The sequence below is a fragment of the Streptomyces sp. SLBN-118 genome (genome assembly GCF_006715635.1).
In the GTDB taxonomy this organism is placed as follows: Bacteria; Actinomycetota; Actinomycetes; order Streptomycetales; family Streptomycetaceae; genus Streptomyces.
Map to the genome: position 1 here is coordinate 939,032 of NZ_VFNP01000001.1, position 23,396 is coordinate 962,427.

The 23,396-nt window shown below is 70.3% G+C and carries 20 protein-coding genes and 2 pseudogenes; 8 read left to right on the forward strand and 14 right to left on the reverse strand.

Features of this window, described 5'->3' with window-relative positions:
* Nucleotides 1-8: 8 nt before the first annotated feature.
* Nucleotides 9-614, reverse strand: coding sequence for an ATP-binding protein (locus FBY35_RS37935; RefSeq protein ID WP_399208230.1), 606 nt, complete (start codon nucleotides 612-614; stop codon nucleotides 9-11).
* 122 nt (nucleotides 615-736) lie between these two features.
* Here FBY35_RS37935 and FBY35_RS04375 point away from each other — a divergent pair, with 122 nt between their 5' ends.
* Nucleotides 737-2,611: a glyoxal oxidase gene (locus FBY35_RS04375; RefSeq protein WP_142212514.1), complete on the forward strand. Its 1,875-nt coding sequence runs from the start codon at nucleotides 737-739 to the stop codon at nucleotides 2,609-2,611.
* 60 nt (nucleotides 2,612-2,671) lie between these two features.
* A complete protein-coding gene (locus tag FBY35_RS04380) occupies nucleotides 2,672-4,504 on the forward strand; it encodes a Dyp-type peroxidase (protein ID WP_260848510.1) in 1,833 nt (610 codons plus the stop codon).
* 103 nt (nucleotides 4,505-4,607) lie between these two features.
* Here FBY35_RS04380 and FBY35_RS04385 read toward each other — a convergent pair whose 3' ends face one another.
* Together FBY35_RS04385 and FBY35_RS04390 are read right to left on the reverse strand one after the other, a co-directional pair.
* Nucleotides 4,608-5,573 carry a pirin family protein gene (locus tag FBY35_RS04385; RefSeq protein WP_142212515.1) on the reverse strand — a complete coding sequence of 322 codons (966 nt, stop codon included), beginning with the start codon at nucleotides 5,571-5,573 and terminating at the stop codon, nucleotides 4,608-4,610.
* A 5-nt stretch (nucleotides 5,574-5,578) separates the two neighbouring features.
* Entirely contained in the window at nucleotides 5,579-5,884 is a 306-nt protein-coding gene (locus tag FBY35_RS04390) for a hypothetical protein (protein ID WP_142212516.1), read from the reverse strand.
* 162 nt (nucleotides 5,885-6,046) lie between these two features.
* Between FBY35_RS04390 and FBY35_RS04395 the strand changes: the two genes are divergently transcribed.
* A complete protein-coding gene (locus tag FBY35_RS04395) occupies nucleotides 6,047-6,715 on the forward strand; it encodes a transmembrane 9 family protein (RefSeq protein ID WP_142212517.1) in 669 nt (222 codons plus the stop codon).
* Between the two features lie 28 nt (nucleotides 6,716-6,743).
* On the opposite strand, the gene FBY35_RS04400 is transcribed toward FBY35_RS04395, so the two are convergent.
* Genes FBY35_RS04400 through FBY35_RS04415 form a run of 4 tightly spaced genes read right to left on the reverse strand, consistent with a single transcriptional unit; the run spans nucleotide 6,744 to nucleotide 12,681 of the window.
* Nucleotides 6,744-7,949 carry a type III PLP-dependent enzyme gene (locus FBY35_RS04400; RefSeq protein ID WP_142212519.1) on the reverse strand — a complete coding sequence of 402 codons (1,206 nt, stop codon included), beginning with the start codon at nucleotides 7,947-7,949 and terminating at the stop codon, nucleotides 6,744-6,746.
* A complete protein-coding gene (locus FBY35_RS04405; protein ID WP_399208231.1) occupies nucleotides 7,946-9,718 on the reverse strand; it encodes an IucA/IucC family siderophore biosynthesis protein in 1,773 nt (590 codons plus the stop codon). Before FBY35_RS04405 ends, FBY35_RS04400 begins: the two co-directional genes overlap by 4 nt.
* A gap of 6 nt (nucleotides 9,719-9,724) precedes the next feature.
* Nucleotides 9,725-11,491 carry an IucA/IucC family protein gene (locus FBY35_RS04410; RefSeq protein ID WP_260848511.1) on the reverse strand — a complete coding sequence of 589 codons (1,767 nt, stop codon included), beginning with the start codon at nucleotides 11,489-11,491 and terminating at the stop codon, nucleotides 9,725-9,727.
* On the reverse strand, nucleotides 11,488-12,681 hold the full coding sequence (locus FBY35_RS04415; RefSeq protein ID WP_142212520.1) for an acetyl-CoA carboxylase biotin carboxylase subunit family protein: 1,194 nt from the start codon (nucleotides 12,679-12,681) through the stop codon (nucleotides 11,488-11,490). Before FBY35_RS04415 ends, FBY35_RS04410 begins: the two co-directional genes overlap by 4 nt.
* A 229-nt stretch (nucleotides 12,682-12,910) precedes the next feature.
* Here FBY35_RS04415 and FBY35_RS04420 point away from each other — a divergent pair, with 229 nt between their 5' ends.
* Nucleotides 12,911-13,795, forward strand: a complete 885-nt coding sequence (locus FBY35_RS04420) for a (2Fe-2S)-binding protein (protein ID WP_142212522.1) — start codon at nucleotides 12,911-12,913, stop codon at nucleotides 13,793-13,795.
* Here the strand turns inward: FBY35_RS04420 and FBY35_RS04425 are convergent.
* The 3 genes and pseudogenes from FBY35_RS04425 to FBY35_RS04435 all read right to left on the reverse strand — a co-directional run bounded on the left by FBY35_RS04425 (nucleotide 13,779) and on the right by FBY35_RS04435 (nucleotide 16,540).
* A pseudogene (locus FBY35_RS04425) lies at nucleotides 13,779-14,130 on the reverse strand (VOC family protein). The gene FBY35_RS04420 and the pseudogene FBY35_RS04425 sit on opposite strands and share 17 nt — an antisense overlap.
* 83 nt (nucleotides 14,131-14,213) lie before the next feature.
* Nucleotides 14,214-15,380 (reverse strand): glycoside hydrolase family 64 protein, encoded by a 1,167-nt coding sequence (locus FBY35_RS04430; RefSeq protein WP_399208340.1) that lies wholly within the window; start codon nucleotides 15,378-15,380, stop codon nucleotides 14,214-14,216.
* 155 nt (nucleotides 15,381-15,535) lie between these two features.
* Nucleotides 15,536-16,540, reverse strand: coding sequence for a YafY family protein (locus FBY35_RS04435; protein WP_142212525.1), 1,005 nt, complete (start codon nucleotides 16,538-16,540; stop codon nucleotides 15,536-15,538).
* A 108-nt stretch (nucleotides 16,541-16,648) separates the two neighbouring features.
* Between FBY35_RS04435 and FBY35_RS04440 the strand changes: the two genes are divergently transcribed.
* A complete protein-coding gene (locus FBY35_RS04440) occupies nucleotides 16,649-17,488 on the forward strand; it encodes an SDR family oxidoreductase (protein WP_142212526.1) in 840 nt (279 codons plus the stop codon).
* Nucleotides 17,489-17,603: 115 nt separating this feature from the next.
* On the forward strand, nucleotides 17,604-18,320 hold the full coding sequence (locus FBY35_RS04445) for a flavodoxin family protein (protein WP_142212527.1): 717 nt from the start codon (nucleotides 17,604-17,606) through the stop codon (nucleotides 18,318-18,320).
* Nucleotides 18,321-18,358: 38 nt separating this feature from the next.
* On the opposite strand, the gene FBY35_RS04450 is transcribed toward FBY35_RS04445, so the two are convergent.
* Nucleotides 18,359-19,789, reverse strand: coding sequence for an NAD(P)/FAD-dependent oxidoreductase (locus FBY35_RS04450; protein WP_142212528.1), 1,431 nt, complete (start codon nucleotides 19,787-19,789; stop codon nucleotides 18,359-18,361).
* Nucleotides 19,790-19,906: 117 nt separating this feature from the next.
* Between FBY35_RS04450 and trxA the strand changes: the two genes are divergently transcribed.
* Nucleotides 19,907-20,302 carry a thioredoxin gene (gene trxA / locus FBY35_RS04455; RefSeq protein WP_142212529.1) on the forward strand — a complete coding sequence of 132 codons (396 nt, stop codon included), beginning with the start codon at nucleotides 19,907-19,909 and terminating at the stop codon, nucleotides 20,300-20,302.
* 118 nt (nucleotides 20,303-20,420) lie between these two features.
* On the opposite strand, the gene FBY35_RS04460 is transcribed toward trxA, so the two are convergent.
* The gene (locus FBY35_RS04460; protein WP_142212530.1) at nucleotides 20,421-20,690 is read right to left on the reverse strand and encodes a hypothetical protein; all 270 of its coding nucleotides are present in this window, start codon (nucleotides 20,688-20,690) and stop codon (nucleotides 20,421-20,423) included.
* A 64-nt stretch (nucleotides 20,691-20,754) separates the two neighbouring features.
* The gene (locus tag FBY35_RS04465; protein ID WP_142212531.1) at nucleotides 20,755-21,777 is read right to left on the reverse strand and encodes a LacI family DNA-binding transcriptional regulator; all 1,023 of its coding nucleotides are present in this window, start codon (nucleotides 21,775-21,777) and stop codon (nucleotides 20,755-20,757) included.
* A gap of 153 nt (nucleotides 21,778-21,930) precedes the next feature.
* Between FBY35_RS04465 and FBY35_RS04470 the strand changes: the two genes are divergently transcribed.
* Nucleotides 21,931-22,392: a type II toxin-antitoxin system PemK/MazF family toxin gene (locus FBY35_RS04470; RefSeq protein WP_142212532.1), complete on the forward strand. Its 462-nt coding sequence runs from the start codon at nucleotides 21,931-21,933 to the stop codon at nucleotides 22,390-22,392.
* Here the strand turns inward: FBY35_RS04470 and FBY35_RS04475 are convergent.
* Nucleotides 22,377-23,300 (reverse strand): annotated as a pseudogene (locus FBY35_RS04475) (TIGR02452 family protein). The gene FBY35_RS04470 and the pseudogene FBY35_RS04475 sit on opposite strands and share 16 nt — an antisense overlap.
* Nucleotides 23,301-23,396: the final 96 nt, after the last annotated feature.

The window sequence follows — 23,396 nt, forward strand, 5'->3', positions numbered from 1 at the left end:
GACGGCGATCAGCCGCTCGGCGACATAACGCCGGAGCTGAGACGGGGCGGACTGCTGGAGCAGGGTCCGCGCGTCGGCCGGGTCCAGCGGTCCCAGCCGCAGTTCCGGTACGCCGCTGACAGCCGGGCGGATTGCGGACGTGGCGGCGGAGCAGCGGTGGTCCGCGGTGATGATTCGGCGGCAGTGCCCGCCAAGTACGCCGATCGGAAGGTGGCGTCGAGGGTGAGGATCCTGCGGAGCAGGGTGGTCCGTCCCACCCCCGGCTCTCCTGTGATGAACAGCGCACCGCCACGCCCTGATGCCGTGTCACGGAGTAACCGGGCCACGGCTGATGTTTCGACGGTCCTCCCGAGCACATGCACATTGCGCGCGACGGTTCGGGAATCAGACGCGAGGCCCGGCGTCTCCGGTTGCCGCTTCCCTCTACGTCCAGTCTGGCACGCGACGGTTCGCCATACCGGGAAATAGCAGACATTCACCCGGCCCCGCAGAACCTGCCCGACGGCACGGACGAAGCCCGCGCCCACCTGTGCGCTGAAGGCCGACCCACCGCCCCGACCGGCCCGGAAACATACGCCCGCCCGGTCGAACACTGACTCTCCGTACTTGCACACGATTACCCTGTGTGTTCACATGTTACAGTCAGTAACATTCGGCCTATTCCGTCTACATCTTCACGCCCCGCCCCCGCGGGGACAGTCATGCACGCGGAGGCCGACAGGCCATGAGGAGTCCCATGTCACGACCACGGCTGTCCAGGCTGATCTCCGCCTGTGCCGTCATTTCCGCCCTGACCACCCCCCTCGCCACCGCCCTCCCCGCCACCGCTCACGACGGCGCGTCGGACCCGCGTTCCGTCACCCCTGAGACGGAACGTGACACCGGCGGCAAAGTCGCCGTCGACAAGGCCGAGGCCGCCGTCCTCGGCCAGGAGCACGCCGAGGCACACGCCAGGGCCCGCAAGGGGGTCGCGGACCTCGGCGACTACCCACAGCCGACCCGTACGGCACGGCTGGAGTCGCTCACCAAGTCCCAGGCGCAGCACAACTCCACGTTCAGCGCGCAGGAGTACGGCGCCTTCAAGGAGTACTTCCCGTCACCCGACTTCGCCGTGCACGTGGCGCAACTGCCCACCGGCAAGGTCCTGATGTTCTCCTTCGAGAGGATGGAGACCAACCCCACGAAGGAGACCGCCCCCACCGAGATCATCGGCAAGGAGAACGCGGGCCGGGCGCATCTGTGGGACCCGGCCAAGGGCCGCGGCCCCGACGCGTTCAAGGAGGTCACGCCGCCCACCGTGAACATGCCGGACGGCAAGAACGAACCCCGTCCCGCGCCGTTCTTCTGCGCCGGTCACGCCTTTCTGCCCAACGGGATGCTCGGCGTCTTCGGCGGCAATCTCGGCGGCAACCACGGCTCCGGCGCCAAACTGTCCCTCGTCTTCGACCCCTGGACGGAGACCTGGTCGCTCAACGAGCAGATGTCCGTGGGCCGCTGGTACCCGAGCACCGTGACCGGTGCCGACGGGCGGATCCTCATCATGTCCGGGCAGTCGGAGATCGGCTGGGGCACGCCCACGCCCGTCGTGGAACGCTTCCCGGCACTCGGCCACCCGGTCCCGACCACGAAGACCGACGTCCCCGAGAACGTGCCCGTGGACGTCTTCAAGGCGGAAGCCCCGTACAAGCACGACTATCCGCATCTGTTCTCCTTGCGTGACGGCAAGATCTACGGCCTCGGCCGCGACCGCAATCAGCAGTGGCTCTTCAACCCGGTCACCGAGACCCGCACGAGCCTGCCCGACCGGCCCGGCGCCCTCCTGCGCAACTACGGCTCCGCGGTACCGCTGCCCGCCGGCTTCAAGGGCCCCGACTCCGTCCTCGTCCTCGGCGGCGACCGGGACGACCCGAACACGTACCAGCTCGTCGGAGGCCAGTGGAAGACGAGGGACGCCCGCGCCTTCGGCCGTACGCAGGACGACACCCTGATCCTGCCCGACGGAACGCTGTTCACCGTCAACGGCGCCTACGACATCCGCGACTACGGGAACGGGCTCTACAACCCCAACGCCGACCTGAAGTACCGGCAGACCGAGATGCGCGACGCCGACGGCAACTGGAAGCTCGGGCCCGCCCAGCGGCTGCCGCGCGGCTACCACTCCAACGCCGTGGTCCTGCCCGACGGACGCATCATGGTCACCGGCGACGAGGCGCAGCAGATCGCCAACGACCCCGACATCAAAGACGACATGGACGGCTCCATCGAGATCTACGAGCCGGCTTATCTGCACAACGGTGCGCGCCCCGACCTCTCTGCGGTGCCCCGGGGCACAGTCCGCTACGACGACCGCTTCACGGTCTTGACGTCGGACGCCGCGGACATCAAGCGAGCCGTCCTGCTGGCCCCGACGACCGCGACCCATGCGGTGAACTTCAGCCAGCGCCATCTCGACGTCCGCATCAAGAGCCGTACCGACGGATCCCTCGAACTGCAGGCGCCGCCCACGGCGGAAGCCGCGCCACCGGGCTACTACATGCTCTTCCTCCTCAACGAGGACGGCGTACCGAGCGTCGCCAAGTTCGTGTCCTTCGGCCCGCCGAACACAGGCTGACGCCGCCCGCTGCCCGACGCAGGAATCCCATGCCCGATAACCCGAGGAACTGGAGACACGATGACAGACCTGGCACTGCGGGAGAGCACGGAAATCCAGGGCGATGTGCTCGCCGGCTTCAAGAAGGACCACGTACAGCTGCTGTTCCTGAAGTTCGACGACGCGACACGGGCACGCACCTGGCTGCGTCGCCTGAAGCCGCGCATCGCCACGACCCGGCAGGTCGCCGCGTTCAACGCGGCCTTCAGCAAGGCACGCGGCAACACGGGCGGTGACGACCCCAAGGCTCTGACCGCCGTATGGCGCAGCGTCAGCTTCACCCATGGCGGCATGCAGACGCTGACGGGCATGGACCCCTTCCCCGGTACGGCGGAAGGCACGACACAGCACGCGTTCAAGCAGGGCTCGGCCGTGCGCGCCGGAATGCTCGGGGACACCGGGGACAACTCCCCGGAGAACTGGCTCTTCGGCGACAGCAACGCACAGCCAGTCCACGCGGTGCTCACCATCGCGGCCGACAGGGTCGAGGACCTCCGCGCGGCCCTCGCCCAGGAACGGCAGGAAGCCTCCGTCCACAAGGTTGTGATCATCTTCGAGCAGGACGGCGGGACTCTGCTCGGGGACCGCAGGGGCAAGGAGCACTTCGGCTTCAAGGACGGCATCAGCGAGCCGGCCGTCAAGGGATTTGACGAGCCCGACCCCATGCGCCCGGAGTGGAAGAAGGGGCACCCGGGCACCAGGATCATCCCGGCCGGCGAGTTCGTCGTCGGTGAGGAGACCGTCAGCGGCAAGCCCTCCGATCTGCCGGACTGGGCGCGGAACGGCTCGTTCCATGTGGTGCGCAGGCTCGGCCAGGACGTTCCGGGCTGGTGGGCGCAGATCGGAGCGCGGCTGAAGGAGCTGAAGAACGCGAAGGCCGTGCCCCCGGAGGCCACCACGGAGTGGCTGGCGGCCCGGATGGTCGGGCGCTGGCGTTCGGGCACACCTGTGGCGAAGTGTCCGCACGCCGACATGCCCTCCGACGCGGAAGCGGCGAACGACAACGACATCAGCTTTGCCAACGACCTGGAAGGGGAGATCACCCCGCTCTTCTCCCACCTCCGCAAGACCAACCCCCGGGACGGGCTCCTGTTCCAGAAGGGCGAGAAGCCCGTACCGGAGAAGGGCAACCTCGACGGCCGGCGCATCATGCGCCGTGGCATCCCCTACGGCCTGCCCTTCGACCCGGCGGGAGCGGGCGGCCACGGTCCTGACGCCGCTCGCGGTCTGGTCTTCGTCAGCTACCAGGCCGACCTGGTGAGGCAGTTCGAGTTCATCCAGAAGGACTGGGTCATCGAAACCGGTTTTCCGAAGCGTGATCCAGAGGTCGGCGCGGACCCGATGATCGGCCCGACGACCGATGTCACGTTCGCCGGCAAGCAGGTGCGGTTCGAGCAGTTCGTACGGACCGAGGGAGCGGTGTACGCATTCACGCCTTCACTGTCGACCCTCGACCGGCTGGCCGACGGCAAGCTGTCGGACGACACCCCGAAGATCAAGGTCCGGGTCGCGGAGAACGGCAACCACGAGATCTCGGCCGTCTCCGTCATCGACATCGGTGACGAAGTCGACGCGGGCAAGGCGAAGCTGACACTCCAGGACGACGGCAAGCTCGTGGTCTTCGACGAGCGGGAGAACCCTCGCTGGGCCTCGAACAACCCGGCCACCCGGGGCGCTCGCGCTGTCTTCCAGGAGGACGGCAACCTGGTGATCTACACGCCGGACAACCAGCCGGTGTGGGCGTCCTCGACCGCCGGCAACCCGGGCGCCAAGCTCGCGGTCCAGGCCGACGGCAACGTGGTGATCTACACCAGCACGGGCGACCCCGTCTGGCACACCAAGACCCGGCACTGACCGCCGGGAGTCGGGAACAGTCCGCCGGAGCACCGGCGGACTGTTCCCGAGCGTCTGCCCAGCCCCACCGTCCGACAACGAGACGGCGATCTGTAACCCCGGTTCAACGCACCCGTCCGCGCGGTTTGAGCGCCACCGGCGGGAGTTCGGGAGCAGCCAGCGGCCCCCCGTCGTACCCCTTCACCTCGCCGAAGCGGGAGCCGGTCATCCAGTCCGTGCGGGCGTGCTCGATCTCCTCGTGCGAACGGCCCACGAAGTTCCACCACATGACGATCTCCTCCTCGAACGGCTCGCCGCCGAGCAGCACCAGACCGGCGTCGGATTCGGCGCGCAGCGGGAGTTCGGTGCGGCCGCAGCCGAGGTAGAGCATCGAGCCGGGCAGTACGGGCACGCCGTCGACATGAGCCTCGCCCGACATGGCGAGTACGGCGTACTCGAAGTCGGGGTCCAGCGGCAGGTTCAGTTCGGCACCGCTGGTGAGCGCCAGGTCGGCGCCGACGATCGGGGTGTAGGTGGTGCCCGGCGAGGCGGCGCCCGCCAGTTCGCCGAGGATGACCGTGGCGCTCAAGCCGGGCGCGGTGACCGTCGGCAGGTCGGTGTGGTGCTGGAAATGCGGCTCGACGTTCCGGTGCTCGTCGGGCAGCGCGACCCAGAGCTGGGCTCCCTGCAGGAAGCGGGCGTGCGGTTTGGGGCTCTCCTCGGAGTGGCTGATCGCGCGGCCCGAGGTCATCAGGCCCAGTTCGCGGGGCCGGATCGTGGCGAGGCCGCCGGTGCTGTCTCGGTGCAGCACCTCGCCGTCGTGGAGCCAGCTGACCGTCTGGAGGCCCATGTGCGGGTGGGGCGGGACCTGCATGCCGGGCTCGTCGGCGATGTCGTCGGGCCCGTAGTGATCGACGAAGGCCCAGGCGCCGACCATCCGGCGGCCGAGGTTGGGCAGGAGCCGGCGGACCACGGTGGACTCGCCGAGTTGGACCCGGCGGGGGCTGAGAAGTTCACGGACGGGCTCGGCGACGACAAAGCCACGACCGCCGCAGACGGAGAGGGCGGCCTGACGATCGAGATTGCTCATGGAGCTCAACCTATTCCTGTTGGGGCGCGAGCCGTCAGCCCCCACGCCCACAGCAGCCCCACCGCGAACACGATGACAAGGCTCGCCGCGAAGACCGCCACGCCGGGACGGGCCAGCTGAGACACCCGTGACCTGGACAGCGTGAGGAAGAGCAGCGCGGGCATGGCGAACGCGAAGGCGAACCGTCCCAGCACGCCCTGCGCCTGAGCACCGAGCACCAAGCACCGAGCACCAAGCACATCGAACCGGCCCGCCGCCCAACCGACCGCAGTGATCGCCCAGATGGGCAGGAAGCCGGAGAGCACGGTCATCCGGCCAGCATGCACGACGTTGATCATCCCGCCGCATGCCACCCCCGAGCTGCGCCATGTACGCCCCCCGAGGAGCCGGTACGGTGAGAATCGCCAACTCGCCGAGCGCCAACAGGAACTACTGTGACGCGACAGCCCAACACACCGCACCGAACGGACCGTATGAGCCAGGTCTTACGCACTCCGGTCGCCCGACTGCTCTTCTCCGTCCTCATAGGCGCCGCCACAGGATTCGCCCTTTTCGGGGTCACCCGGCTCTCAGGCCGCGATCTCTTCGTCGTCACCGGCGGCATCGCGGGTGCCGCCAGCGTCCTGATGTTCCAGGTCTACGGCCGCGCCGCGCGGCTGACCGAAGTGACGGTCACAGTGCCGCAGTTCAGCCAGCTGACCTTCATGGTCAACGACGAGTCGAGGCAGGTGGCATGGCGCTTGTTCGTGGAGACCGTCACCCGGGTGAGCACCCAGCCCCTCAAGCAGGACGACGGCCTGGTCCGCGAGACTCTCACCTCGCTGTACGGTCTGTTCGCCACGACGCGCGAGGCACTGAAGGCCGGGCGGCCTTCCGTCCCGCTCTCCGGAGGCCCGACCGTCGAGTACCTTGCCATCACCATGCTCAACCGGGAGCTGCGCCCGTTCCTCTCGAAGTGGCATCCGCGCCTGCTGGCCTACGAGAAGGCCGCACCGGACGGGCCCGAGTCGGCCTGGCCGGACGATGCGGACTGCCGCGCCGAACTGCGCACCGTACAAACGAACTTGCGCAGCTACGCGCTGGGCTTCGCGCGGCTGGCGGGCGTCAAGGAGCCGCAGCTCCTGATCGACAGTGCTCCCTGAGAGGCAGCGGATCGCCGGGCTCTCCCGGTCAGGCGTCCAGGAAGTGGAAGCCCGGCCGCGGGTGCATCAGGAATTCGTGGTGCGAGATGTTCCACGCGTACGCCCCCGCCAGCGCGAACACCACACGGTCGCCCGCCCGTAGGCCCGCCGCCGGGACCCGGCGGGCCAGGATGTCCTTGGGCGTGCACAGCTGGCCTGCCAAGGTGACCAGATGCTGCCGGGCCACCGGCCGCGGCCATGAGTGCGGCCAGCCATCGACCGGAAGAACCACACAGGGCTGGTCGTGGCCCTTGGTCGCCGGGGTGCGCAGATGGTGCGTGCCGCCGCGTACGACCGCGAACTCCTCGCCGTGGCTGAGCTTCACGTCCAGCACTTCGGTGGCGTACCAGCCGCAGTAGGCGGTCAGCGAGCGGCCCGGCTCGATGCGCAGCGTGAGACCGGGGTGGGCGTCGGTGAGGCGGGCGAGGCCCGCGCCGTAGGCGGGCCAGTCGAAGCGGGCTTCGGGGGCGGCGTAGTCGACGGTCATGCCGCCGCCGACGTTCACCTCGCGCAGGTCGACGGTGTGGCGGACGGCCAGGCGCGTGGCCCAGGTGACGATGGACTCGGCGGCGTCGAGGTGGCGGGTGGCGTCGAGGCCGCTGGCCAAGTGGGCGTGGATGCCGATGAGTTCAAGGTGCGGGGAGGTGCCGTCGGTCAGGAGGCGGACCGCGGCGTCCGCCTGGAGGGGGTCGAGGCCGAACGGCGTCGGGCGGCCGCCCATGGACAGCGCACTGGCTTGGAGAGATGCGTCGGCGAGCGGAAGGTTGAAGCGCAGCAGTACGCCGACGGGCGCGGCATCAGCCCGCAGCAGGGCCAGATCCGCCAGCATCCTGAGCTCGTGCAGGCTCTCGACATGGAAGCGCTCCACGCCGAGGTCCAGCGCCGCGGTGATCTCGGCGGGCGTCTTGCCGGGGCCGCCGAAGGCGAGCGGACGCTCCGGGACGATCTTGGCGACATGGGCGAGTTCGCCGCCCGACGAGACCTCGTAGCCGTCCACGTACGGGGCGAGCGCCGCCAGGATCTCCGGTTCCGGGTTGGCCTTGGCGGCGTAGTACAGCTCGACGCGGTCGGGCAGCACCAAGCGGACGGACGCGGCATGCCTGCGCAGCGCGCCGAGGTCGTAGAGATAGGCGGGCAGGGACTGGGACGGGAGCGACAGGGCGCGATCGCGCACCGGCGGTGTGAGGACGGTCATCGGGCGCTCCAGAAATCATCGGTGCGGGTCGCTGCGGAGAGCACGTCCACGGGAAGAATGTCGTCGCCGAAGGGTGACGGCAGGCGCACATAGCCCGCATCGCGGTCGGCGGTGCGCTCCCAGCGGGTGAGCAGGTTGGCCTTGGCGGGCAGCGGCGCTCCGGCCAGCAGGGCGCCGAGCCGGGCCGGGCAGCCGTGCTCGTCCGCGTACTCCTGGAGCGCCCGCCGGACCAGGGACCACAGCGCCGCCTCGGTCTCCGGGTGGAGATCGGCGAGGGCGGCGAGCATGTCGGACACATGGTTCACGACGAGGCAGTAGACGACCCGGTCCCAGCCGCGTTCCGCGTCGTACGTCAGCGGGCCCGCGACCTTGGGCGGCAGCCCGGCCAGGCTGTCGGTGTGGTGCCCGGCGACGAGCTTGGTGCCCTCCAGGTCCCGGAACAGGACGCGGACGGGTCTGCCGTCGGCGCCGACACAGACGACGACGTTCTGGAGGTGCGGTTCGAGGACCAGGCCGTGGTCGAAGTAGGCGGCGAGGACGGGCGGGACGAGCAGCGCGAGGTATGTGCGCCACCAGCTCAGGGCGCTTGCGGGGTCCGAGCCGGCCAGCAGCCGTGAGATGTGGGCGGGGCCCGTGGGGTATTCGTCGGCGACGGCGGCGGCCAGCAGCGGGGTGGCGCCGGGCACCAGATGGCCGGCAAGGCCTTCGCGGACGATCACGCCGAAGCCTTCGAGCAGTGCGAGGTCGGGCCGCCCGTCCGGGCCGGGGAGTGCGAGGCTGCGATAGGCGGGTTCGCGGAGCAGGCCGCTGCCGGGAAAGCGGGCGGCAAGGTCGGCGAAGACCGGTCCGAGCAGGCGGGTGAGCGCGACCGCGCCCGTCAGCTCGTAACTGGCGTTCTTGCGCAGGCAGTTGGTGATGCGCACATTGAGGCTGAACTTCAGGAAGGTGTCGCCGTCGTAGAGAGTGCGGACGGACGCGGTGGCGGCGAACAGGGTGCGGCCGGGGCCCAGGTCGAGGATGTCGCCCTGGGCCAGGGCCGCCCGCAACGCAGGGTGTCCGTGGAGCAGCTCGTACTGCCACGGGTGCGCGGGCAGCAGCCGGAAGCCCGCCGGGACGGCGTGCAACCGGTCCAGCGGGTCGGTCGCGCCTGGCTCGGCCGATTCCTGGACGATCAGCTGCTCCCGTACGGCGAGCAGCCGGAGCGGGAAGGCGGCTGCGGCTTCGGGAGCGTATGCGGACCAGAGGGCGGGATCGCCGCTGCGGGCCTTGGGGGTGGGGTGGAAGCGGTGGCCGAGCGCGAGGGACTGCTCGGATGCCAGGTAGGTGGCCTGCGGCCCTCCGGTGAGCGGCGGGCGCGGCGCGGCCAGGGCGGCGCGGACGCCCTGATGGCTCGCGTCGACCTGGGCCAGGAACTCGTCGTTGCGCGCGCCGGTACGGAGCGAGAGCTCGGCATGGGTGTACTCGGCGAGGCGGCGCCAGCCGAGTTCGGTCCAGCCGCTGCCGGTCTGTTCGGCCACCGGGCCCTGGAAGCGGTGCGCTCCGATGAGGGACGTACGGCGAAGGGCCACCCTCAGCAGCACCCCTCGCCGTGGCAGACGCAGCAGGAGATGGCCGTCGATGACGGCACTCTCGCGCTCGGGGCCGGAGACCTCGCGGAGCAGACAGTTGAGGAGGGTGTGGGCCACGGCGTCATCGGCTGTGGGCAGGACGCTCCGGGCGGCTGACGTCACCGGTTCCGTGGGGCGGCAAATGGGTTGTGTGCCGGTCACCGGCGCTCACACCTCCCGCGACAGGTAGTTGGGACCGGTCGTGTAGTGCTTGTTGATGTCGGACGCGCCCGAGCGCTCCTTGCTGAGCAGGGTGCCCGCCGTCACCATCGCCTTGACGGGGAGGCGCGCGGCGTCCAGGACGTGTTCGCGCAGCACGGCGCCCGGCTGCCCGGGATCGGTCCCGAGCCGCTCCACGGCATCGGTGAGACGGTCCCGTACGAGACTCAGCAGCCGGTCGAGCGGGGCGCGGCCGTGGCGCGCGAGACCGAAGGCGTAGGCACCCGCGCAGAGGTGGACCGTGATGGTGGTGAACAGGTCGACGGCCGGCGCGTCGGTGTTCACGAGGATCCGGGTGTCGTCGAACTCGGCCGGACCGGGCGCGTCCGCACCGAGGGCCGAGCGCATCCGGACGGTGTTGATCCGCGGTCCGTCGTTGTCCTTCAGCAGCAGTCTGATCCGGGTGCGGTTCGCGTGTGTGTCGAGCACCAGCGAGATGTTCTGCTGATGGGACTCCAGGGCGATCCCGTACCCGAAGAGCGTCGTCTGCCAGTCGAAGAGCAGGGCGAGTGCGGAGTCGAGGAGGGCGAGGGGATCGCCGCTGTGGAAGCGGTCGGCGAGGTGGTCGATCAGCAGCCGGCCGCCGGGGGCTTCGCTCAGCAGGGCCGCCATGGGGACGACGACGGCGTCGTCCAGACCGGCCGGCTGGCGCCGGAGCAGTACGGCGAGAAGTTCATGCCCTGCATGGGCGAAGCCGGTCTCGTCGGCGAGGAGGACGCTGTCCCGGAAGCGGGGCTCGCGGGCGATCACGGTTTGAAGCAGACGCTGGACCGCGGCGCCGTCGACCAGCGTGCCCGGCTTGATCGTGCGTCGGTTGCGCAAGCCCAGCGTGGCAGTGGTCAGGGGCAGTTTGAGGTGGATCCGGGGGTACGAGGCGAGGGCCACGGTCCGCATCGACAGGGTCGGCACGACCTCCAGGTGGGGACGGTGGGACAGCACGGCTCGCCTGTCGAGCCCGGTGGTGCACAGTGCGTTCCGCAGCGGTTCGCCCACGGTGAGCGGATGCACGGGGAGGGCGACATGGCTGTCGTCGAGTTCCGGCAGGCCGAGCGCCGACGGGGTGGGCCAGACCGGGTCCGATGGACCGACAGTGCCCTGCATCGTGACCGCGTCCCTGTCAAGCGCGATCCAGCGCAGCCGGAATGCGGGATGGAACTCCGGTGCGTACGCACGCAGTTGGTCCGTGGCGAGTCCTGCCCGGCCGCGCGCGGCCGGGTAGACGGGGTGGTCGAGGCGGGCGGCGAGTGTGTCGTGGGCGAGTTGGCCGGCGAGGCCGGTCCACTGCGCGGGATCGGTGCCGTACCGGGTGGCGAGCATCGCGCCGACCTCGTCCTGCGTGGAGGCGTGCAGCCGCAGGGTGGCGAGCGTCTGGCGGCATTCGCCGGCGAGGGCGTCGAAGCCACTGCGGTCCTCGGGGTCCGCGAGCGCGCGGAGCGCGGCCAGGATGTCGTCGGTGGTTCGCAGCTCCCTGCGGTCGGACTCCCGGCGCAGCAGGGGCAGCCGGGCGCCGGTCTCGTACTGGAATCCGTCCTCGCATACGGGCAGTTCGAGCAGGTCCCCGTCCGCCGCCTCCAGGCGCAGCCAGGTCCCGTCCGGGCGCTCCATCACGGTGGAGCGGGTGCGCATGCCGGCGACGTCCTCGCGCAGGAGCGCGCCGAGCAGCCGGAGGACGAGGCCCGTCTCGGCCGGGCAGGCGACTGCCGTCGTGGCGGTCACGGAGTGATCTCCCAGCGCTGGGCGGCGAGGAAGTCGGTGACGGCCCGGTCCACGCTCTCCCGGTCGGCGCCGATGGCCCGGACGACGCCCAGCAGGTCTCGGTTGGTGCGGTACACCTCGTGTCGCTCACCGATCCGGCGCAGGGGCCGGTACGTCAACTCAACCTCTCCGATGGTCAGTTCGGCCGGGGCGGGGGCAGACGTCAGCGTTCCGGCGCGCTCGGCGCACGGGTAGTCGAGCCGGGCCGCACCGCCGGTCCTGGCCTCCAGGTCCGGCGGCAGCGGCTCGCCCAGATGCGTACGGAGGATGTGCTCGAAGAGCGGGATGTCCAGCAGCCGGGCGAGGAGCAGATCGCACTGGTCGCCGATCGCCCGGTAGTTCACCTCGATGATGCGCGCGCGTCCTTCGTGCACGACGAACTCGGTGTGGCAGGCGCCGAATCCGACCCCCAGGGTGTCCAGCTGGGTCAGGATCTGCGTGACCACGGGCCCGGGGTGGGCAGGGACGTAGGTCAGGCGCTCCTCGACGAAGTACGGGGGCGGGGACAGCTCGGTGCGGAAGCCGCCGAGCACATGAAGGACACGACCGTCGCCGAGTGTCTCCAGGGTGTGGAGTTCGCCGGGCAGGTACTCCTCGACGACCAGGGCGGCCCCCGGCCGGCGCGCCCGTATCTCCTTGCAGCGCAGGTCGAGATCCTCGGGTCCGTCGACGAGGACGACGTCCTCGCTGGCGACTCCCTCGCGCGGCTTGACGACGCATGGGTACGGCATGCCGATTCCGGCGAGCGCGGATGCGGGGTCCTGTCCGGCGGCGAGTTCCACCGAGCGGACCGTGTCCATGCCGGTGGCGGAGAGGTGGCGGCGCATCTGCGCCTTGTCCTTGGTGCGCAGCGCGGCCTGCCAGCTCTTGGCTGGGAGGCCGAAGTAGTCGGCGGCCAGGGCGGTCTGGATCTGCAGATGGTCGCTGTTGGTGAAGACGGCGTCCGGCGCGCGATGCTTCGATATGCGCGAGATGACGGCGCGGAAATCCCGTACGTCGCAGTCCAGGACATCGGTGTCCGGGCAGCCGGCGCGGTGCGCCTCGGGCTGGTCGGTGAGCAGGGTGATGTCGAGGCCGAGCCGCCGGGCGGCGGGGAGGAACCCTTCGGTGACCGAGTCGGTCGGGTTGAGGGCAAGCAGGTACAGCTGCATGAAGGGATCACTTCCGCGCGCAAGGTCGGACCGTCCGATGCGACCCACATTCTTCTGGGACACGAGCCGAAAGCCTAAGTTAGGCATACCTAACACTGTCAATTCGCCGCCACGCGGCCCCGGTTCACCGAAGAAGACTTCGATGTGGTTAAGGTGAGCCTTGCCTTACCGCTCGTGAGGCATCCTGTGTGACCTCCCCTGTGTTCGCTCTTGGCGTTGAGGAGTACCCGTGACCCTGGCCCTGGCACTCGCCCCGGCCGGACCCGCCGTGAGCTGCTCCGCGCTGCTCGCCACGACCTACCAGGGGCTCACCGGGCTCTGCCAGTCGCTGGACGTGGACGTCATCGCTCCAGGCACGCCGGCCGCCCAGGGGTGGGCCGACGGCGCCGAACTGGCGGAGCGTCCGGAATTCCTCGATGCGTTCCTGGACGCCGAGGCACGGCGCATCCAGGAGCAGCACGCCCACACCGCCCGGAGGGACGTCGCCGCGTCCCGCGCGCTGCACGCCTACCTCTGGTCCGTCTGCCTGCTGATGAGCGGCCCCTGGTATCTGGAGCGGCGTGTACCGCGGATCCGTCCGCGCGACGTCCGGATCAGCCTCACCACCGGAGCGTTCGGGATCGTCCCGGGCGGCTTCGCCTGCCTTCCCGACGATCCGGCGGCCGGTCTTCCCGGCGCCCGGGTGCTGGCTCACGAGGAGGCACTGCGGGCCGAGTTGCGGGCCGCGGTCGCCGACCACGTACGGCCCCTGCTCGCCGCGGTCGGTCCGCAGATGCGGCGCGGACCGCGGGCGCTGTGGGGCATGGTGGGCGACGACCTGGTCTCCGGCATCTGGTACCTCGGCCGCATGCTGGACCTGGAGGAGCATGCCGTGCGGACAGTCGGCGAACTGCTTCCGGGGCCCGTGCCGCCCTTCCCCGGCGGCGCCGACTTCCGCCGGCTGACGGGCCGGGCCGGGCAGTCGTACCTCACCCGGACCCGGTTGGGCTGCTGCCTCTACTACTCGATCCGCCCCGCCGAGGCGTGCGGCACCTGCCCGCGGACCTGTGACGCGGAGCGGCTGCGCCGGTTCGAGGGCGACGCACCCCTCGGCACCGTCAGTGCAGGTGGCTGACGACGTTCACGACCCGGCCATTGGGATCGCGTACGAAGAAGCGGCGCACGCCCCACTCCTCGTCCCGCAGCGAGTGCACGATCTCCGCGCCCCGCTCCAGCATCGCCGCGTACACGGCGTCGACGTCGTCCACCTCGATGCTCACGTCGGCCTCGACCGGCGCGGTCGCGTCGTGAGTGGCGAGGGTGAGCTGGGCGGTTGGGGTTGGACGGCGATGCGAGCGTCATGGCCCAGCCAAGGTTCATGACTTCCTCAAGACCGATGAGGCCGTAGAAGTCCCTGCTCTCCTCCATGGCCTTCGTTCGGATGTCAGGCACGACCCGGCGTACGGACATCGGCGGTTCCTCTCTGCGAACGGACCGCCCACGCTACGTCTCGGATGACACGAAGGCCCCGTGAACGGTCCGTTCGGGGCGGGCTAGCTGAACGGATCCAGCGTGATGTACGCCCGCTGCGGGTTGCCGTCGTGCACCAGTGACTCGTGGGCGCCGACGTCGTCGAAGGCGAAGGCGTACGCCTTGCCGTCCACCATCTGCGCGTGGATCTTCCGGGCGTAGTGATTGGTCACCACGTCCTGGTAGAAGTTCGCGGATCCGGTGTCGGGCTGGTTGGGGTTGGTGAGGAGGGTGGAGCGGTTGAATCCGGCGCACAGTGTGCGCGAGATCGGGCCGCGCACCTGGTCGTTCGGGGCGTCCAGCCGCTTGTAGCAGCCGAAGATACTGTCGGAGTCGGGCTTCTGGAACGAGGTGACGACCGCGCCGGCAGCGTTGGTGAAGTTCATGACGCCGCCCGAGACCCGGCCGTAGTACTTGGTGTTCGGCTGATTCGCGAACGGTGTGACGGTCAGCGTCGACGCGGAGTACTTGCTCCAGACCCGGTTGACGTAGTCGTCCATGACACCGGCGGGCAGGGCGCCGGCCTCGATGCCGTGGCCGGGTGCGAGGGCGCGCAGGACGGTGCCGTCGGAGCGTGTCTGGATGAGGTTGCCCCAGCCGCCGGGCTGTCCCCGAAGGGCGCTGTAGAAGCCGTTGTATCCACCGGGCTTCAGATGTCCGGTGCTCCTGGTGGCTCCGCTCTCCGGCTGGACACCGACGGCGTACGGGGCCGAGAACATGTCGACCTGGGTGCTGTTGATCCACAGACCGGAGTCGTTGAGTGTGTACTCGGACCAGTTGAAGAGGATGTTCCGGTTCGGGTCCGCCGGATTCTGGACCGCGGGCTGTACAAGCCCTCCGGTGGCGAGCTTGAAGACGAGCTTCTGGCCGTAGGAGAAGTAGATCCTCCCGGAGAACTTGGGTATGCGGATCGTTCTGGACTGGCCGGCTGCCGGTCCGGCGATCGAGGCGTCGGGCGCGGGGGTGGGCGGGTTGCCGCCGGCGGGCCAGGGATGGAAGGTGCCGTTCGCGTCGGCCCAGCCCTGCTGGCCCGTGGTGAGCAGCGTCCCCAGGTTGTAGATGTAGATCTGGTCGCCGCGCCCGGAGTTGTTGGTGAACGTGAGGGGAATGGTCGCGGGGACCGCGGCCTCGGCGGGGGGTGTGGGTCCGGCCGTCGCGATTCCCGCGCCGAGCAGCACCGCGGTGATCAGTAACGCCAGGACGTTTCGTTTGGCGAGCACGCTCGTCCTCCCAGTCGGGTGGAGCTGTGGGGGTGATTCTGAGAGCGCTCTCAGCGTTGTCTCCCGCCGCGGAAGCGTCAAGCGTCTCGACAAAACCCGGCGAACCCGTCCGGTCCCGGCGGCAGTTACCGGACCCGGCCATCGGCGGCGTCACGCGGCCCGGCCGGGGCATCGCCGGTGGTCGTGGGTGACCCGTAGATGGCGGCGAGTTCGGCCGCCAGACGTGCGAGCCGTTCGCGTGCCGCGGCCGGTTCGAGGATTTCGACCCGCGCCCCGAGCCCGGCCAACTGCGCCGCCAGGATCTCCGGTGACGGCCCGTCGACCGCGATCTCCACCCATGCGACGCCGAGCGGCCGGCCCACCGTCAGCCGCCCGCCGAACAGCCCCTGAAGCACCGGCTCGGCGCTCCGTTCGGCCCGCCCCCGCACGGTCGCCGCGAGCATGCGGTCCTCCATCCCCTCGGCGAGGGAGCGCCAGGCGGTGGTCAGATCGAAGCCCTCCGGCCGTACGACGGGGTCGCCCGTCGGCTCGACCGAGGTGACCCGGCTGAGCCGGTAGGCCCGCAGGTCACGGTCCGTACCGGCGACGAGGTAGTCGACGCCCGCCTTGGACGCGATACCGAGCGGATGCACGGTCCGCTCACGGTCGGGCCTGCCGGGAGGGGCGTAACCGAGTCTGATCTGCGTCCCGTCCACCACCGCGCTCCGCAGGGCATCGAGGTGGGGTCCGGCTGCCCCGACCGCGGTGCGCGACCAGTCCGTGTCGTCGGTGACGCCCGCTCTCGACGCGGCCTCGGCGTCGGATCTCATCGTCGCCGGTAGGGCCCGGACCAACTTGCGCAGCGCCGTCCGCAGTTCGGGCGTCGCCGACGAGGGTCCTGCCACGAGGAACAGCGCCCGGATCTCGCCCGCGGTCAGTCCGGTCAGGTCGGTCCGGGCTCCCCCGACCAACGACCAGCCGCCGCCGCGGCCGCGCTGCGAGTAGACGGGAATTCCGGCGCTCGCCAGTGCCTCCAGGTCGCGTCGCGCCGTGCGTTCGGACACGTCGAGTTCCGCGGCCACTTCGGCGACGGTCACGCGCCCGCGCGCCTGGAGGAACAACAGCGTCGCGACCAGACGATCAGCCCTCATGCCGGTCATTCTCTCCCAGAAACTGGCCAGAAGATGGCCAGTTTGGCCTCCAGGATGGCGTTGTGCACCGGCCGGAAGCGGGCCGGACGACCTGAATGGGAGCTGATCATGATCGTGATTACCGGAGCAACCGGCAATGTAGGACGGCCACTTGTGCAGGCACTCGCTGCGGCCGGGGAGAAGGTCACGGCCGTTTCACGGCGGCCTTTTGGAGAGGAGGCGCAGCCGGGCGTCGTGCACCGGCAGGCCGATCTGGCCGAGCCGGAGAGCCTGAGGCCCTCGCTCGACGGCGCCGACGCGCTCTTCCTTCTGGTTGCCGGCGGCGGCGAGGGTGTCAGCGCGAGCGGCATCCTCGCCGTGGCCGGGGCGGCCGGGGTCCGGCGCGTCGTCCTGCTGTCCTCCCAGGGCGCCGGGACACGACCGCAGTCCCCCTCTCACGCACCCCTGCGGGCTTTCGAGGACGATGTGCGGAACTCAGGGCTGGAATGGACGGTCCTTCGGCCGGGCGGATTCGCGTCCAACGCGTTCCTCTGGGCCGAGAGCGTCCGCGCGCGGCGAACGGTCGCCGCGCCGTTCCCCGGCGTGGGGCTGCCGGTCATCGACCCCGCCGACATCGGGGAAGTCGCCGCCGCGGTCCTGCGCGAGGCGGGGCATGCCGGCCACACCTACGAACTCACCGGGCCGTCGCCGGTCTCTCCGCGCGAGCAGGCCGAGGCGATCGGTCACGCACTGGGGGCACCCGTACGGTTCATCGAGCAGAGCCGCGACGAGGCGCGGGCGCAGCTGGTTCGGTTCATGCCCGGGCCCGTCGCGGACGGCACTCTTGCCATCCTGGGCGAGCCGTTCGCCGCCGAACAGCGGGTGAGCCCGGCCGTCGAGCAGATCCTCGGCCGGCCGGCCCGCACCTTCGCTCAGTGGGTGCAGCGCAATATCGCGGCGTTCAGGTGACCGCTCCGGTGTGACGCTGCCCGTTCGGGCCACCGATGTGGACCGCGATGCCGGGCGGGAGCAGTCTGATGGCACAGTCCCGCTCAGCTCCCGCCCGGCACGAGGAGACGGTCCGATGGCCTCGACGACGTACCACTACGACGACCTGCGCGCCGTCTTCATCAACTGCACGCTCAAGCGGGCACCGGAGACCAGCAACACCGAGGGTCTTATCGACAAGAGCCGCGCTCTGATGGACAGCAACGGCGTGACGACCGAGGTGATCCGCGCGGTCGACCACGACATCGCCACCGGCGTCTGGCCCGACATGACCGAGCACGGCTGGGAGTCGGACGCCTGGCCGCAGCTGTACGAGAAGGTCATGGCCGCCGACATCCTCGTCCTGTGCGGGCCGATCTGGCTCGGCGACAACAGCTCCGTGATGAAGCAGGTCGTCGAGCGTCTCTACGCCTGCTCCAGCATCCTCAACGACCGTGGCCAGTACGCGTACTACGGCCGCGTCGGCGGCTGCCTCATCACCGGCAACGAGGACGGCGTCAAGCACTGTGCGATGAACGTCCTCTACAGCCTCCAGCACCTCGGCTACACGATCCCGCCGCAGGCCGACGCGGGCTGGATCGGCGAGGCCGGACCCGGGCCCTCATATCTGGACCCGGGCTCGGGAGGTCCCGAGAACGACTTCACCAACCGCAACACGGCCTTCATGACCTGGAACCTGATGCACCTCGGCGCCATGCTGAAGCAGGCCGGCGGCATCCCGGCCCACGGCAACCAGCGCTCCGAATGGGATGCCGGCTGCCGCTTCGACTTCCCCAATCCCGACTACCGCTGAGGCGTTTGAGGGGAACTCGGTTACGGCGGTGACGGCACTCAGCCGCGGTACGTCTCCAGCAGCCGCAGCCACACCTCGCTGATCGTCGGGAACGCGGGCACCGCATGCCACAGCCGCTCGATCGGCACCTCGCCCGCGACCGCAACGGTCGCCGAGTGCAGCAACTCGCCCACGCCCGGGCCCACGAACGTGACGCCCAGCAGGATCTCGCGGTCCAGATCGACGACCATCCGGGCGTGGCCGCGGTAGCCGTCGCCGTACAGGCCGGCGCCCGAGACCGAGGCCAGGTCGTAGTCGACGGCCCGGACCCGGTGTCCGGCCGCCTCGGCCTCGGCGAGCGAGAGACCGACGGCCGTGGCCTCCGGGTCGGTGAAGACGACTTGCGGGACGGCGGCGTGGTCGGCCGTGGCGCTGTGCGCGCCCCAGCGGTCGGTCTCCAGCAGCGGACAGTGCTGTGCCCTGGCGGCGATGGCGGCTCCCGCGATCCGGGCCTGGTACTTGCCCTGGTGGGTGAGGAGCGCGCGGCGGTTCACATCGCCCACCGCGTACAGCCAGTCGCTGCCTTCGACCCGGCAGCTGTCGTCGACGGGCAGCCACGAGCCCGGTGCCAGGCCCACGGTCTCCAGGCCGATGCCGTCGGTGCGCGGGGAGCGGCCGGTGGCGAAGAGGACCTCGTCGGCCTCGACCCGCTCGCCGTTGTCGAGGACGAGGGTGACGGGACCGGTGCCGCCCATGCGTTCGACGGAGGTGACGGACGTGTGCGTACGGACCGTGGCACCGGCCTCGGTCAATGCCTCGATGACATGCTCGCCGACGAAGGGTTCCATCCGGGTCAGCACTCCCCCGCCGCGTACCAGCAGGGTGACCAGCGAGCCGAGCGCCTGCCAGGCGGTGGCCATCTCCACGCCGACCACACCGCCGCCGACGATCGCGAGCCGCCCGGGCACCCGGTGGGCACTGGTGGCCTCGCGGCTGGTCCATGCCTTCGCGCCGACCAGACCCGGGATGTCGGGCAGTACAGCACGGCTGCCGGTCGACACGACCACGGCGTGCCGGGCGGTCAGTACGTGGTGCTCGCCCTCGGGACCGTCGACCAGGATCTTCTTGGGGCCGTGCAGCCTGCCTTTGCCGCGATAGATGCGGGCGCCGATCGAATCCAGCCAGCGGACCTGGCCGTCGTCCTTCCAGTGGGAGACATATTCGTCACGGTGGGCCAGCACCGCTTCGGCGTCGAGCGGTCCCTGTACCGCGTGACGGAGGCCGGGGACACGGCGGGCGTCGGCGCGGGCGAGCGCCGAACGGAGCAGCGACTTGCTCGGAATGCACGCCCAGTACGAACACTCACCCCCGATCAGCTCGCTCTCCACGACCGCGGTGCTCAGACCCGCCGCCCTGGTGCGGTCCACCACGTTCTCCCCGACAGGTCCTGCGCCCAGCACCACAACGTCGTACTCCACGGCTTCCGTCATAGGGACAGTCTGGTGCCGGGTGTGCGTCCTGGCCACATGGGCAGGGGCAGGAATAGCACGGCCCCGGGCACCGTTGTCGGGGGCGAGTCCACGGACATCAGGAAGAGGTAGCGCGTCATGAGCACTCTTGAGCTCACCAAGGAAAACTTCGATCAGGTTGTAACGGACAACGACTTCATCCTGATCGATTTCTGGGCTTCCTGGTGCGGTCCCTGCCGTCAGTTCGCCCCGGTCTACGAGGGCGCCGCCGAACGCCACCCCGACCTGGTGTTCGCGAAGGTCGACACGGAGGCTCAGCAGGAGCTCGCGGCCGCGTTCGAGATCCGCTCCATCCCCACGCTGATGATCGTCCGTGACAACGTCGCGGTGTTCGCCCAGCCAGGCGCGCTGCCGGAGGCCGCCCTGGAGGACGTGATCGGTCAGGCACGCGCGCTGGACATGGACAAGGTCCGCAAGTCGATCGAAGAGGCACAGAGCGGTGACGCGGGGGCGGAGACCGCGACGGAAGCCTGACCGGCGCCGCGGTCCCCGGCCGTCCCCGTGCGGGACGGCCCGGGACGGCCCGGGACGGCCGGCCAATTGCGGTGAATCCCCGATGAAACAACGGGGAATTGATGGCAATAACGGGCTTTCAGCGTTCTGCCGGGTCGACGACTCGCGCCGAAAGCCCGTAGTCCAGTTCCGATCCGTCGACCAGCAGTGCTTCAACCGTCCGTGTGACCGGGTCGATGTCCGCCTCGATGCCGCCGCCCGAGAAGCGCGGATACCCGGACGACCCGACCTGGCCGGTAGCCACCACGACGGCCGAGCGGATGGCGTTCGCGGCCAGATGGGCCGCGTCGCTGCCCTCGACATGCTCGGGCACCAGCAGGATCTCGAAGCGCTGCGGGTCTGTGCTCATGCAAACGACGCTAGACACGCAGCGCCCTGCCCGCATGCCGAAGCGCCCCGGCGCACGGGCCGGGTCAGCTCGACTCGCGCAGCAGCGCTCGCGCGCCGATCAGATCGTGCCCCTCCGGCTCGGCTGAGGGCTCACGCACCACACGGTCGACGACTTCGGCGAAGCGCCGACCGGTCACCATGTCGATCTGCACCGTGCTCAGCCGTGGCCGCAGCAGCCTTCCGAGCAGCAGATCGTCCGCGCCGATCACCGCGGCCTGGGCGGGGACATCGATGTCCTCGTCCTGCAGGGCCCGCATCAGGAGCATGGCGTACTCGTCGTTGAACGCGTAGACGGCGTCGAGACCGAGCCCGCGCCAGCGGGCGGCGAGCCCGGCGGCCGACTCCTCGCCGTACGACAGGGACAGCGGCTCGATCCGGGCGCCCGTGCCGGCGGCGGCCCGCCGGGCACCTTCCAGGCGGGGCTCGGAGAACAACTCCATGCCGTCCTCCTGCGGCATGACGACGCCGATGGCGCGCCTGCCGCGCTCGACCAGATGGCCCACGGCACAGCCGCCGATCTCGCTCTGGTCCATGGCGAGGGAGTGCGCGCCCTCGACGCGCTGCGGGCCGAGCGTGATGACGGCCTTCGCTCCGGAGCGCTTGAGGACGTCGACACCGTACGGGGTGAGCGCGACCTCGCCGAGCGAGACGACCGCGACGGGACGCAGTTCGGCCCATGCCCTGGCGGCCTCGTCGCCCGCCAGGCCGAGGCTGCCGTACTGCACGACGGTGTAGTCGAGGCGGCGCAGCGCCCACTGGAGCTCGTTGAAGAAGCGGCTGTAGAGCGGCCCCAGGCGGAAGTGCGCGGTGGGGAGCAGCACCATCCGGGTGTGCCCGGCGCGCAGGCTGCGGGCCGCCGCGTGGGGCACGTAGCCGAGTTCTTCGGCTGCCTCGCGGACGCGGCGGCGGGTGGGCTCGCTGATCCGTACGGCGGAAGTGTTGTTGAGCACGTAGGAGACGGTGGCCCGGGAAACTCCGGCGAGCCGGGCGACGTCGGCACTGGTCGGAACGGGGCGTTCTGCGGACTGCTTGGGTGTCTGGCTCATCGCTCTGGGAATCCTTCCAGACCCGCCGCGCACGGGGTCCGGCAGTTGGCCGGAAACCAGCGGTGCCGCGCGCCGACCGAGTTTTGCCCGGGATCGAGGGGCGTGAGGCACCCGCCCAGTGGGCGGGACCCGCCACGTCCTACCGTGGGGCGGGTGACGATCTTCTCTGACGCATCAGGCGGCACCGCCCCACTGCCCGGCCGAAGCGGCCCCTCGGCCACCACCGAAGCCGATCCCGCCGAGGTCGGCCCGGTCCGCACCTCGTACGCCCCCGACCGCGACGGCGATCCCGACCCGGGCGAGATCGTCTGGACCTGGGTGCCGTTCGAGGAGATGGACGGACGCGGCAAGGACCGTCCGGTCCTGGTGGTGGCGCGTGAGGAGGCGGGAACGCTGCTCGCCGTGCAGCTGTCCAGCAAGTGGCACGACCGGGACCGTGAATGGGTGGCGATCGGCGTCGGACCGTGGGACCGGGAGGGACGTGAGTCCTGGGTGGATCTGGACCGCGTACTGCGGGTTCACGAGCGCGGAATGCGCCGTGAGGCGTGCGCGCTGGACCGGCCGCGTTTCGACCGGGTCGTGCACCGGCTGCGGGAGCGCTACGGCTGGAGCTGACCGGCTTGCATCTGGGCGGCTTGCAACTGGGCGGCTTGCAACTGGGCGGCGAAGGTGCGGCGGAAGGCCCCGAGGGTCGGCCCGTCGGACGTACGGTCCAGTACAGCGAAGACGATCTGCTCGAAATGGCCCGCGAAGCGGCCGCCCCCGGTGAGCAGAGCGTGGAACGCGGCCGCGACCACCGCGGGGTCGTTGCGGAAGACCCCGCAGCCCCAGGCCCCCAGCACCAGCCGCCGGTAGCCCTCCTTGGCCGCTGTCTCCAGCACCCCCCGGTGCAAGCACCGGCTCCACTGGAGCGGCTAGCGCCGCGCCCCCTGTCTGCGGGCGGCGACCGCGGCCGGGATGCGGTGTACCTGGTCGGGGGTCCGGCTCGTGATCACCCCGGCGTTCGGCGCGGGCGACGTCAGAAATCCCACCGTGCAGGGCTCGTCGAGGAGCCGTCCGCGGTCGTCACGGAACAGCGGGACGCCGGGTGAGTGGATGACGCGGTCCGTGTAGAAGGGGCTGCGCTCGGCGCGGTGGTGCTCGTAGAACTCCGGGGCGCGCAGGAGCGTGGCGTACAGCGCCGAGGCCCGGCAGAGTGCCTCTTCCTGGGCCTGTGCGCCGTTCAGATAGCCGCCGCCGGGATTGCGTGCCGAGGCGAAGTTCAGGACGCCCACACGGGCGCTGTCGGCCGCGGTCAGACGCATGGCCGCCCGGGTGCTGCTCTCGGCCGTGACCTCGAAGGATGTCGTGCGGTCGGTGTCCGGCTCGACATCCACGGCTTCGGGCCCGTACATCCGGGTCCCGGCCAGTGCGACGGCCAGCACCCGCCCGATGTCCACGGTCCGCCCGTCGGGAGCCAGGTAGTGGCCGTTCTCGACGATTTCTTCGGTCTGCCGTGCGATCCCCCTCAGTCGTGCACTCATGGCGGCCATCGTCGGCGATCTGCTGGGGGCGCGGCAATCGCATTTCTTACGTCCCACGAACACCGACGGGCACTCTTGTGCGCAGCGGCGGCGGTG